Below are 12,327 nucleotides of genomic sequence, written 5' to 3'. Positions count from 1 at the left end.
GTGCCCGATGCCGTTACCTGGCCACCTCAGTGGTGGGCCGACCGGTGTCGGCGGGTGAGGTAGATGAAGCTGACACCGGCGAGGATGAGCAGGGTGGCGGTGCCGAGCAGGCCGGGCAGGCTGGCCCCGGTGATCGGCAGATCAGGGTCGGTGGGGTCGGTGGGATCGCCCGGGTCGGCGATGGTGATGGTGGTGGCCGCGGACTGACTGTTCGGGCAGACGGTGGTGGTGCTGGTGTAGTCGGCGGTGAGGGTGTTGGCGCCGACCGGGAGCCGGGTGGTGTGGGTGGCGGTGTTGGTGGTGTCCAGGGGCACGGTGGCGAGGTCGGTGTTGTTGTTGCGGAAGGTGACACTGCCGGCCGGGTCCCCGAGGTCGCAGGTGACCGTGGCGGTCAGTGTGACGTCCTGATCCGCGGTCGGGTCCGGCGGCGAGACCTGCAAGGTCGTAGCGGAGCCCACCTGCTGAGCCGGCAGGGCCAGGCTGTGGTTGTCGCCGACGGCGGTGGCGGTCAGGCTGATACCGGCGGGCAGGGTGACGGCCACCGGGGTGTTGGAGTCGTTGACGGTGCCATCACCAAGCTGGCCAAAGACATTGCTCCCCCAGGCAAGCGCGGTGCCGTCGGTGGCTATCACCACCGTGTGGTCGCTGTCGCGGGAGGCTATGGTAGTGAACGTCGTGCCCGTGGGCAGGCTGACGTCGAGGGGTTCGCTGCTGCTGCTGTTACCCCCGTTTCCGAGCTGCCCGGCACTGTTGTCCCCCCAGGCGAAGACGGTGCCGGCCGAGGTCAGGGCGGCGCTGTGGCCGCGGCCGGCCACCACGGCGGCAACGTCGGCACCGGGGGGCAGCGCGACGCCGACCGGCGCACTCCGGTGGGTGGTCGTCCCGTCCCCGAGCTGGCCGAAAGCGTTGTACCCCCAGGCCAGGGCGGTGCCGGTGGAGATGACCGCCAGGCTGTGGCGGTTGCCGGCCGCGATCGCGGTGACCTCGGCGCCGGGGGGCAGGGCGACACTGGCCGGCGTGCTCCGATCGTCGGTGCTCCCGTCGCCCAGCTGACCAAGGTTGTTCAGCCCCCAGCCGAACGCGGCGCCCGCGGAGGTCACCGCGAGGCTGTGGCTTTCGGCGGCGGCGACAGCGGTGACCGTGGTACCGGACGGCAGGCTCGCCTCGACGGGAGTGGTACGCCGGGTCGTGGTCCCGTCCCCGAGCTGGCCGAAGCCGTTGTCGCCCCAGGCGAGGACGGTGCCGGCCGAGGTCAGCGCCAGGCTGTGATGCCGACCGGCGGCGACAGCGGTGACCGTGACGCCCAGCGGCAGGCTCACCGCGATCGGCTCGTTGCTTCCGGTGGTACTCCCGTTGCCAAGCTGCCCATCGTCGTTGTTCCCCCAGGCCAGCAGGAACGCCGACGCGGTGGTCGATCCCGGCTGGTGCCGCGCCGACGCGGGTGACACCCCGATCGCCGACGTTCCCGTCACCGCCAGCACGAGGGCGAACCATCCGACGACAGTGCGTCCCGCTCGGCGCCCTCCGGCACCCCGACCCAGCCGCTGACAGAACCCCTGCATCGCGTACGCCTCCGCGCAATGAAGTACCGCAAGAAGGACAACTGCTACTAATAGTTCGCTATCCCTCAATACGGGCAGAAACACCTCTACCGCCAGGATCAACGCCCGGTGGTACGTCAAGGTTGTTGGTCACCGCGGAAAGCCTGCCCACCTCGGCCAGCGGACGGGGGTCGGCCTCACCCAGCTCTGAGGTAGGTGCACTCCCGCTTGTGCCCTCCGCCCGACTGCGGTGCCGCGGCGAGCGGGTCACCCGAAGGCCCGCCCCGGCCCCCGACAACGCCAGCACAGCAGCCACCCCGACCGCGGCCAGCGGCGCCCACCGCTCGAAAGCGGCGGCGGCGGCCGCAGCGCCAATGGCGGCGCCGAGCTGGATGGCGGCCCCAGTCCAGGACTGCGTCTCCGCCTCGGTACCCGACGGCGCCAGATCACCCGCACCGCTGTACAGGGAAACGAAGGTGGGCCCGATGAAGAGACCGACCAGGAGGCACCCGGCCACCAACAGCCCCAGCGGCAGCCGACCGACCACCACCAGGGCCACACACGCGAGGGCAAGCCCCAGAAGCAGGACGGGCAGCCGCGGTACCCACCGCCCACGCAGCGCCCCAACAGCCAGGCCACCGAGGATGCTGCCCACCGACAGGGTGCTGATCAGAGCCGCGCCAGCCGACCGACCAGCCACCTCGGGGAGTGCGATCTGCACGGCGTGCAACGCTGCGGAGAAGAGACAGGCGACGAGCAGCAGCCAGCGTAGGGGCGCCAGCACAAGCGGCCCAACCCAGTGCCGCGCGCCGCCGGCGCCCCGTTCCGGCTCCTGGCCGGCGCCCCCCGCGGCCGACTCCCGAAGGGTGCCCGCGGCCGACTCCCGAAGGGTGCCCGCGGCCGGCTCCCGAACGGTGCCCCCCAACGGCTGCCGACGGAGGCCCCCGACCTGATCGCGGTTGACGCTCCGGGCTGGTTCCCGGCCGGCCAGCGCCCGCAGGAGCAGGACCGTCGCCAGCGCACTCGAGCCGCTGGAAACCACCAACCCGACCATCGGCGACACGGTTTCGGTCAGCAGACCTACCAGGGCGGGTCCGAGGACGAAGGCGAGGTCCGTGAGCACCGCGTCGAGCGCCAACGCGCTCCGCAGATTCTCCGGCTGCGACATCCGGCGCCACATGACCCGCGACAGCACCCCGACCGGAGGCATCGACACGTTCGCCACGAGCGCCGGCCCAAAGGTGGCCAGCACCGGCCCATGTAGACCCTCGTTGACCAACAATGCCGCCACGGAGACCACATGCACGGCCAGGATGGGCCACAGGACCCGCTTGTCGCCGAACCGGTCGAGCAGCCGCCCACGGAAGGGCGCCGCGATACCGCCGAGCGCGGCGACCGCGACCACCAGCGCGGCGACACCATAGGAGCGACCGGCGGAAACCGCGTAGAGCAGCGCGAAGGAGAACATGCCGGCTTGCAGCTTGCTGGCGGCGGCGCCCGCCAACCGGACCCGGAAGCCGGATTCGGCCCCGAGGCTGCGGTAGCCGTACCGGGCCGGCGGTCGCGGATCAGCCATCACACCAACAATTCTGCCGGCGCTGTCCCGCCGCCCGCCGCCCCGCCCGCTCGTACCGCCCCGTGGCCCGCCGGCTACCCCGCCGCGCTCGGCTCCCGCAGAGCGGGAGCGAGTTCGGTGGCTGGGTTACCCGGGGCAGTCACGGTCCAGTATCGAGCCAGCGTCGTTGCGGCGAGAAAGCCCGCCAGGACGATCGCCACCTCGACCCCGATCACGAGCGGGTTGAACGAATAGCCGAGCACCCAGCCGACCGCAGACGCGGCTGCGCTGGACACCACGAGCGCCGGCGGCAGGAGTAGGGCCATCCGCGCCGCGGTGTGTTGGACCCGGGGCACGTCGCGCTGGGCAACCCGCACGGCGAGGATAGCCCCGGCCACCGCGGCCGCTACGACGAGGCCATACAAAGCGGCGGGACCGAGCCAGACTGGCATGCGTTCGCGCGCCTCGGGCGACAGATCGAATGCCGTCGTGAACACATCGTGCAGGCCGAGAACAAGGGCCCAGCCCAGGACGAAGGAGACCACCCCGCCCACAGTCGCCGCGCCGAGGATCTGGCCGTACCGGGGCGGGGTCCGCTCCACGCCGGCTTCCTCGGCGATCCGGTGGGCGAATCCGGCCGGGTCAGAGCCGAGTAACTCCGCCGGATCGAACCCGTCGGCGGCGGCCGCCTCGAGCTCGCCCCGCAGGTCGGCCGCGAGCGTCACCCGGTCGCGACGGTTGATCCCGAGAGTGCGCCACTCTCGGTCGGCGGTGGCGAGGAGGCCGTCAACGGCTGGGGTCAACGTGCTCATGGTCATCTCCTGGTTCCGGTGAACGGATGGCGAGGGTCGTGTTCACCACGTCGGCGAAGTGAGCCCACTGCTCGCGCCAGACCTGCAGCCGATCGCGGCCGGTGTCGGTGAGGCGATAGACCTTGCGGGGTGGCCCACTGGAACTGGGCTGCAGCGCGTTGGCGACAAGACCCAAGCGGTGCAGGCGAGTGATCAATGGGTAGACGGTGCCGTAGCTGACCGTTCCGAATCCGGCGGTGTCCAGCCGGCGGACGAGTTCGTAGCCGTGGGCCGGCTCGGCCGCAAGCAGCGCGAGCAGGCACATGTCCAGGCAGCCACGCAGTAGCTGGGCCTGCCGCTCGGCCACATCATCCGATCGATCTGCCGCTATCATGCACCACATAATACAGCCGGTACTATGCGGTGTCTACTAATGGGTCACCGGACGCCGGTTGCCCACCCCTCACTCCCGGCGCCGAGGTGGATCGTGACGCAGCCCGAGGCTCGCTACCGGGAGCACGAACGCCGGAAGGCCCTGACACGTGACGTGGCACGCGCAGGGCCTTCCGGTACGGCCAGGGGGTGGGTCAGTCGTACAGCTCGGCCACCTCGTCGGCGAAGTCAGTCATGATTACCTTGCGACGCATCTTCAGCGAGGGCGTCAGGTGGCCGGACTCCACGGTGAACTCGCTGGGGAGCACGCGGAAACGACGTACCGCCTCGGCCGTGGACACCGCCGCGTTGCCCGCGTCCACGGCGCGCTGCAGCTCCTGCAGGAGGTCGGGATCATTGGCCAGCTCGGCGGAGGTGGCCTCGGCCGGCTTTCCCGCGCTGGCCTTCCAGTGCTCCAGGTACTCCGAGTCGATGGTGATGAGCGCGGCGATGTACTTCTGCCCATCCCCCACCACGAGCGCCTGGGCGACCAGCGGGGAGGAGGCGATGCGATCCTCGATCAAGACGGGGGATACGTTCTTGCCCCCGCTGGTTACCAGGATCTCCTTCTTCCGACCCGTGATCCGCAGGTGACCGTGGTCGTCGAACTCTCCGATGTCGCCGGTGCGGAACCAGCCATCCTCGGTAAAGGCCTCGGCGTTGGCCGCCTCGTTGTTCCAGTAGCCCGCGAACACCGGGTCGCCGGTGCACTGCACCTCACCATCCTCGCCGATGCGCATCTGCACGCTCGGCAGGACCCGGCCCACCGTCCCCGGCCGGAAGGACTCCAGCGAGTTGACCGTGACCGCCGCGCTGGTTTCGGTGAGCCCATAGCCCTCGAACACGGTGATGCCGCAGCCCCGGTAAAAGTGCGTGAGGCGCTCCCCCAGCGCCGCGCCCCCGGAGATGACGTAGCGCAGGTTTCCGCCCAGCGCGGCACGGAACTTGCTGTAGACCAGCCGATCGAAGAGCGCATGACGGAGGCGCAGCCCCAGACCGGGTTGCTGTGCTTCCGAGTAGGCGATCGCCGTCGCTGCCGCACGGTCGAAGATTTTGCCCTTGCCACCCTCGTACGCCTTGCGTCGGGCGCTGTTGTACGCCTTCTCCAACACGTACGGGACCGAGAGCAGGAAGGTCGGCTTGTAGTTGGCCAGTTCCACGGGAACCTGCTTCACATCGGAGCAGTGCGCCAGCGGCGTCCGCGCCACCGCGGCACCGACCTGCACCATCCGGCCGAAGACGTGGGCAAGGGGCAGGAAGAGCAGAGTCGAGGCGGGAAGGTCGCCCACCGGCCCGAACATGGTGCGGAGCAGGGCGACCGAGTTGCCGGAGCCGGCGAGCAGGTTGGCGTGGCTGAGGGTGCAACCCTTGGGCATCCCGGTGGTGCCCGAGGTGTAGATGATTGTGGCGGTGTCCCCCGGGTGTACGGCCTTCCGACGCTCCTCCACCACAGCCGGCTCGACCGCGGCACCCGCGCCCCGGAGTTCCTCCACGGCACCGGCGTCGAGCTGCCAGACATGCTGCAGGGCGGGTAGCTTCCCCCGCAATCCCTGGACCACCTCCTCGTGCGTCGCGTTCTCCACCACGACCGCCACCGAGCCCGAGTCGCCGAGAATCCATTCGATCTGCTCAGGCGAGGAGGTCAGGTAGATCGGGACGGGCGCCGCACCGATCGTCCAGAGAGCGAAGTCCATGAGCGACCACTCGTACCGATTACTGGAGAGCAGGCCGACCCGGTCCCCGTGCTCGACCCCCTTGGCGATTAACCCACGGGCCAGATCGGTGACCTCGGTGAAGAATGTCGCGGCGCTGACCGGCTCCCAACGGTCCCCAACCTTGCGGTGGAACACCGGTGCATCCGGCTCCTCGACGGCGTTGCCCGCGGCGAGGTCAGCGACCCCGCCCTTCTCCGGCACCACGTATAGCGGCGGCGATGTCGACTCCCGCACCCGATCCTCCAATATTCAGTGGCGGCGGTCGCCGCTGCTGTTATCAGGGGAACCGGCCGCCCAGCCTGTTGAGAGATTTCAGAGCTCCGACAGTGGCGCGTTACCGGACTCAACGCAGACAGCCCGGCTTTACTGGGAAGACCACAAACAGCCGGCGGGAACGATCTGCTGCGCCCCACCAACCGCGCATTCACGTTAACCGAATTCTTGGCTAACGGGAAGGTCTGTTCGGTGCCACTCTCCGCCCACCAGGCCAGTCCGCACACCGGTAGGTCACCTCGGCCGGCCCTTCCGGTGCGGCCACCCACTCCCACCCCGGAGCCCGCTAGGGCAAGACCATCCTCACCAGGGACAACTCATCAAGCGCCCGCCACCGCCAAGCCAAACCCGCCGTCGGCGACGCCCCGCCGGCGAGGTGCACTCGACCGGCCACAGGTCATCACCACTGCAGCACTGCTCGCCGGCGACGGCACCAGCGAGCAGTCGATGAGCTGCACGATGATGGCCGCGACCCATCGGGCGTGCGCGTTCTGCGCCTTCGGCTTGCGAGCGACGACCTCCCGGAACCACTCCGAAGCTTGAAGCAGCCCGTTCCGGTGGCGTACAGGTCGTGGATAAATCGCCGCCAGGCGGCCAGGACCGCCAGCACAATGAACGGAATCTGGGAAGCGCGAGTTCGACGTCCTTTAAGAGCCTTTGCTCAGGTGCGGCATTCAGACCAAGGCCACACCGCAGTACGCTCCGCAGTGGCTTGGGCGAGGCTGGCGAACCTCTCGGATGGAGGGGGATTCTCGGCGACACGACGCCACGCCAGCGGTCGAACCTGCGCCGCGGCGTCCGCGTCGATGTGGACGTCCCGGTCGGCGCGCCGCGGTGATCGCCGGCTGGGCATCGACCGCGCTACTCGACAGCTACCAGGCCGAACGGATCGGACGACAGGTCGTCCGCTCACCCACCTCGGCGCGGCACCGCTGCGGCGACCGGCCGCATATGCGGTCTGCACGGTGGGGACCGCCTGCACGACCAACTCGCCACCGACCGCCACACCCTCCTGCTGGCCACGCCGAAGCCCGACCCGACCCTGACCACACAGATCGACCGGCTGGGTCGACACGTTGGCCCGCCACTGCCCGGCGCGGTGGAGCTGCGGCTACTGACCCCCGCCTGGCAGGTGCCCCAGGCCGTACGTGCCCGGTTCCGGTCCTCCGAACCGAATCGAGCGACACCCTGTCGGGCGGGTCAGACTCCGGGTTGCACCGCGAGCCGATAGAACCAGTCAAGATGCGCGATCAACGCCTCGCGAGCCTTGGCGTCCGCGAGGACCTCCAGGGGAAAGCCGGGGCGAAGGGCGAGCTTCGCGGCGGCGATCCTGACCCCCGGCAGCTCGTTCAACCGCTGGCGGAACGCCTCGCGAAGCGCGAGGTCGTCGAAGGGTGTCCTCGTGCTCATGTACTGATACACGACCTCGAACTTCCCACTCGGGTAGATCGCCGCGGGCCAGATGTTGCCCAGTTCGTGGTCCTTTCCGCGGGCCATGAGGAAACACGAGGTCTCGCCGCCCGAGCCGTAGAGCGCCCTGCCACCCAGCTTGACCCAGCCCTCGATGACCCCCAGCGTTCCGGCCACAACCCGCGCATCCTGCAGGTCGGTCAGTTGCTCGACGAACCGGTCATCGAGCTCGTCCCTACGGCGGGACCGGGGACGGAGAAACTTCCGCGACACATCCTGCTGTGGCAGACCGGCGAGCTGGGCCAGCTCCTCGACACCGAAGCGCTGCGCCTGGCTGGCCCGCCCGTACTTGTCAAACTCGATACCCTCGGCGTGCAGCAGGTCGCACGGGTTGTCCGTCCGGACGGGGTCTAACCATCGGAAGTTGGGCGACACCGTGCCTTCCGCCTGAAGCACCCGGTGCGCGTTCGGAGCCGGATGGTTGGCCAGTCGGGTCCCGACCGGCACGGGATGGCTGCCGATCAGCGCGGCGACATCGCCGTACGCCGTCCAGGAGCCGGCGGGCAGCGCGGCGAGCGCCTTGTTCATGACATCCCAGGGCACCTCGGAGCGGTTGCCCGCCTCCGCGGTGGGCCCCGGCCAGTGGGCGATGATCCGCTCGGCGAGGGCGTCGGCGCGGGCGTAGATCTCGGGGCGACCCCAGCGCTTCTGCGCGGCGATCTCCCCGTTGAGCGAGATCCCACTCTTGCCCAGCTGTGCCCGCTTGACCAGGAAGGAGCTGTTGCTCAGCTCGGCGTTGTAGCCGGTGAGGGTGAGGTTCCCCAGCGTGTGGACCAGAGCCTCGTGCACCTCGGCGAAGGTCTCCTCGCCCTGCAGATCCTCGCTCAGCGTCCGTCGCCACTCTGTGGTGGGGCTCTGCGGCATGACGTGTTCAATGGTCAGCAGGTCCGGCGCCACCGGCTCCTTGCTGGCGTACGACTCCTCCAGCCACCGAAGCACGAGCTTGCGCTGGCTGGCGCGGCCGTTGAGATAGAACGGGATGGACCGCACCGCCTCCCGAACGCTGGCATCGGTGGCGTAGTACTTCCGGCCGACCGACAGGTACGCCCGCAGCGCCTCGTCAACCGGCAGGTCCGTACGCATATCAGTCACGACGCGCAGCAGGATCCGGTTGATGTTCGCGGTCGCCCGGCCGATCAGCAGACGCCGGACGAAGAAGCTCTCCACGTACCGCATCGCCGACGCGACCTGCTCAGAGGTTGCCGTCCCCTGCTCGCGGCTGTCCAACAGGTGCAACAGCAGCGGGTACACGGTGGTCGTGTCCCACGCGTTGAGCCGGGCCAGCCGCCGCCGTACCTCCGGATCGTCTTCCTCTTCGGGGTGCAGGATGATCCGCAGGAGGGCACCGAGCCGGCAGAACCGACGCACCTCGGCCTCGATCTCCGCCTCGGTGTGCAGGCCGTTCAGCCGCTTCTGCTGGCCGGTGTAGGTGTCGGTCTGCTTGACCCCGGGATCTCGATGCACCAGGTCGAGCCAGAACAACTGCTCAAGCTCCCCGGAGTCCAGCTGCTGCTGAAGCGGGAACCACAGCGAGCGGTAGACCTCCTCACCACGGTTCGGCAGCCGCATGAAGAGGTAGTTGCGCAGCAGGTCGGCCTGGGTGAGCTTGAGACCGGTGTTGTTCAGCGACTCAAAGATCCGGTAGACGTTGTCGCCGGCCTGGGCGACGACCGAGACCAGTGCCATCCCCGAGATGACCGCATCCTCGAGACGCTGGATGTCCAACGGGACTTCCGGGTCGTCCACGGCGGCGAGTTGGGCCACGAAGAACCGGTACGCCGCACCGACGCGGTCAGATCCGCCCGCCTGCGGAGTGGCGTCCAGACACGCCTCGTACGCGGGTCGATCGGCCTGGGTGGGGACAACCTTCAACCGGTGTGTGGGCTTCCATTTGTTGATCAGGTATTCCTGGTCGATCCGGTCCCGGTGGCCCGGGTCCTCGTGCTGGGCCCGGTGGTCCCGAAGGGCGCAGAGCAGGATGGACAGGGTGGTAAGCCGCTGCTGGCCGTCTACGACCAGAAACTCGGAGACACCCGCCGGCCCGTTAGTCGGGCTGGGCGCGAGCACCAGCGAGCCGATGAAGTGCGTCAGGTCCGGATCCTCGACCCGCTCGTCGGCCAGCTTGCGGATGTCTCCCCACAGGCGGCCAAGCTGAGGTTCCGTCCACGAGTACGTCCGCTGGTACAGCGGTACCCGATACTGCTTCGCGCCCTCCAGCAGCTCCCGCAGCGTCGTCTCGTGTGCCGCGACCATGCGCTCAGCTCCTCACTCACGGTGACACGCTCTGAGCCGGCTACACAACCAGAGCACCAATCAATGAAGCAACCCGCAGACCCAATCGATAGCTGTCTAAAACCCGACAACGATTTAGGTCCTCCGGGGCGCAGCAACCTGCAATATCCACACTGACGAACGGTCTGCGGTTGCGGTGGGCCCCTCCGAGGTCGGGCCCGCAGTCGACGCTCTTCCGAGCTCGGTTCACTGCCCCGGCACGTTGGCTCAGGTGGGTTAGCGTGATCCGAAACGGCGGCGTACGGCGGAAGCGGAAATGGCCCACCACCACGCGTACCGGCCGCACTGTCCTGGCGAGCTGACGAACGAGGGCTGGGTGAGGGGAACACCGGATGGGTGACGTACGGATGGCCGAAGAGCGTCCGGTCGGGGCGGGAGCAGAAAGGCAGCCGGACACCGTCGAGGAACAGTTCGATCCCGCTGGCTTGAAGGCGCTGCTGAGGTTTGCCCGGCCCTATCGGAGAACGCTCGTCGTCGGTGCCAGCCTGGGTTTGTTCGGTTCGGGCGCTGCGCTGGCCCAGCCGCTGGCCGCACGGGAGGTGCTGGAGCGGGTTGGTCAGGACGCAGACCTGCTGCGGCCCATCTTGTTTCTCGTCGCCCTGGTGCTGGGCGGCGCCGCACTGTCCGGGATCCAGTTGTTCATCCTGGAGCGTTCGGGCGAACGGATGGTTCTGGGACTGCGACTGACCCTGGTGCACCGGCTGCTGCGGCTGCGCATGAAGGAGTACGACCGTCGTTCGACCGGCGACCTGCTGTCCACGGCCGGAGCCGACACCACCCTGCTGCGGTCGGTCATCACGGCCAACGTGCTGGACTCGGTGTCCGCCGTGGTGACACTCGTCGGGGCGATCGCGTTGATGGCCTACCTGGACTGGGTTCAACTGGTGTCGGTGCTGGCGGTTCTGCTGGTCGTCGGCGTTGGTGTGGTGCCCGCGCTGAAGCGGATCAAGACCGCCACGGAGCGGGCACAGGAAGGGCTGGGGCAGATGACCGCCGGCCTCGAGCGAGCCCTGGGTGCCATCCGTACGGTGAAGTCCAGCGTCTCCGAGGAGCGCGAGTCCGAACGGATCAGTGCGTGGGCCCGTACGTCGTACGCGGCGGGCGTCCGGTCGATCAAACTGGACGCGGTCGTCGGCGTCGCCAGCGGCCTCGCGGTCCAGCTGTCGTTCCTGATTGTCCTCGGCGTCGGTGGGGTACGTGTGGCCAACGGGAGCATCTCGGCCGCCGACCTGGTGGCCTTTCTGCTCTACATCCTGTACCTGGCCTCCCCGATCATCCACATCGTCAATGCGGTCACCCAGTTACAGAAGGCCTCAGCCGCCACCACGCGCATCGTGACGGTGAACGATATGGAGGTCGAGCCGATACCCGGTAGCGCGGTGCCCGTGGTCGGCGAAGCCGTCCCGCTCACCGGGGGGCCGACCGCACCGTTCACTGGGACAAGCGCATCGTCCGGCGGGCCGCCCTCGTCGGTGACGTTCGAAAAGGTTAGCTTCGGCTACCGCGAGGACGTCCCCGTGCTCCGTGAGGTGTCCTTCCACATACCGGCCGGTGCGCAGGCGGCTCTGGTGGGCCCTTCCGGCGTCGGAAAGACCACCGTCCTGGGCCTGCTCGAACGCTTCTACGAACCCGAGGCGGGCCGTGTCCTACTCGGCGACCGCGACGTGGCGGACATCCCGCTCAACGAGCTGCGCCGCCAGATCGGCTACGTGGAGCAGGAGGCGCCGGCGCTGGCCGGTACGCTGCGCGAGAACCTGCTCTACACCGCGCCGGCCACCAACGACGACCAGCTGAACGCGGTCGTGGAGGCCAGCCGCCTCAGCGCCCTGGTCCGCCGGCTTCCCGACGGCCTAGACACCGAGATCGGTGACCGCGGAACGCAGCTGTCCGGTGGCGAGCGCCAACGGCTGGCCATCGGCCGCCTGCTGCTGAGCCGGCCCCGGCTGGTGCTGCTGGATGAGGCCACGTCCCAGCTCGACTCGGTCAACGAGGCGGCACTGCGCGAAGCTGTCGAGGAACTCGCCGTTGGCTGCACGATGCTGGTGATCGCCCACCGGCTGTCCACCGTTGCGGCCTCCGATGTGATCGTCCTGATGGACAACGGCGGCGTCCGCAGGACCGGCACCCACGACCAACTCATGGCCGAGGACGAGCTCTACCGGGAGCTGGCGCGGGGGCAGCTACTCAGCGGCGACCGTACCGTCGCCGTCGGGTCGGCAGTGCCCACGGAGGTAAACGGGTGAGCGCCATGCCGCACC

At 68.9% G+C, this 12,327-nt stretch carries 7 protein-coding genes and 1 pseudogene; 2 read left to right on the top strand and 6 right to left on the bottom strand.

Annotation, left to right across the window (positions count from 1 at the left end):
- Nucleotides 1-26: 26 nt before the first annotated feature.
- The 5 genes from SALPAC2_RS0122220 to SALPAC2_RS0122200 form a co-directional block, all read right to left on the bottom strand.
- Nucleotides 27-1,562, bottom strand: a complete 1,536-nt coding sequence (locus SALPAC2_RS0122220; protein WP_026185021.1) for an RCC1 domain-containing protein — start codon at nt 1,560-1,562, stop codon at nt 27-29.
- 58 nt (nt 1,563-1,620) lie between these two features.
- Nucleotides 1,621-3,117, bottom strand: a complete 1,497-nt coding sequence (locus SALPAC2_RS0122215; protein ID WP_018218823.1) for an MFS transporter — start codon at nt 3,115-3,117, stop codon at nt 1,621-1,623.
- 74 nt (nt 3,118-3,191) lie between these two features.
- Nucleotides 3,192-3,908, bottom strand: coding sequence for a hypothetical protein (locus SALPAC2_RS0122210; RefSeq protein WP_018218822.1), 717 nt, complete (start codon nt 3,906-3,908; stop codon nt 3,192-3,194).
- On the bottom strand, nt 3,883-4,254 hold the full coding sequence (locus SALPAC2_RS0122205; protein WP_018218821.1) for a PadR family transcriptional regulator: 372 nt from the start codon (nt 4,252-4,254) through the stop codon (nt 3,883-3,885). Before SALPAC2_RS0122205 ends, SALPAC2_RS0122210 begins: the two co-directional genes overlap by 26 nt.
- A gap of 220 nt (nt 4,255-4,474) precedes the next feature.
- Nucleotides 4,475-6,268 (bottom strand): AMP-dependent synthetase/ligase, encoded by a 1,794-nt coding sequence (locus tag SALPAC2_RS0122200; RefSeq protein ID WP_018218820.1) that lies wholly within the window; start codon nt 6,266-6,268, stop codon nt 4,475-4,477.
- Nucleotides 6,269-7,135: 867 nt separating this feature from the next.
- Between SALPAC2_RS0122200 and SALPAC2_RS28115 the strand changes: the two are divergent.
- Nucleotides 7,136-7,463 (top strand): annotated as a pseudogene (locus tag SALPAC2_RS28115) (FAD-dependent monooxygenase); the annotation flags it as partial.
- 44 nt (nt 7,464-7,507) lie between these two features.
- On the opposite strand, the gene SALPAC2_RS0122195 reads toward SALPAC2_RS28115, so the two are convergent.
- The gene (locus SALPAC2_RS0122195; RefSeq protein WP_018218819.1) at nt 7,508-10,030 is read right to left on the bottom strand and encodes a GmrSD restriction endonuclease domain-containing protein; all 2,523 of its coding nucleotides are present in this window, start codon (nt 10,028-10,030) and stop codon (nt 7,508-7,510) included.
- A 371-nt stretch (nt 10,031-10,401) separates the two neighbouring features.
- On the opposite strand from SALPAC2_RS0122195, the gene SALPAC2_RS0122190 reads away from it, so the two are divergent.
- Nucleotides 10,402-12,312 carry an ABC transporter ATP-binding protein gene (locus SALPAC2_RS0122190; RefSeq protein ID WP_018218818.1) on the top strand — a complete coding sequence of 637 codons (1,911 nt, stop codon included), beginning with the start codon at nt 10,402-10,404 and terminating at the stop codon, nt 12,310-12,312.
- The last annotated feature ends 15 nt before the right edge of the window (nt 12,313-12,327 follow it).

Origin of the sequence: Salinispora vitiensis (genome assembly GCF_000378825.1) — a bacterium.
In the GTDB taxonomy this organism is placed as follows: Bacteria; Actinomycetota; Actinomycetes; order Mycobacteriales; family Micromonosporaceae; genus Micromonospora; species Micromonospora vitiensis.
The sequence above is the reverse complement of the archived record's forward strand: the minus strand, read 5'-3'. Positions and strand labels throughout refer to the sequence as shown.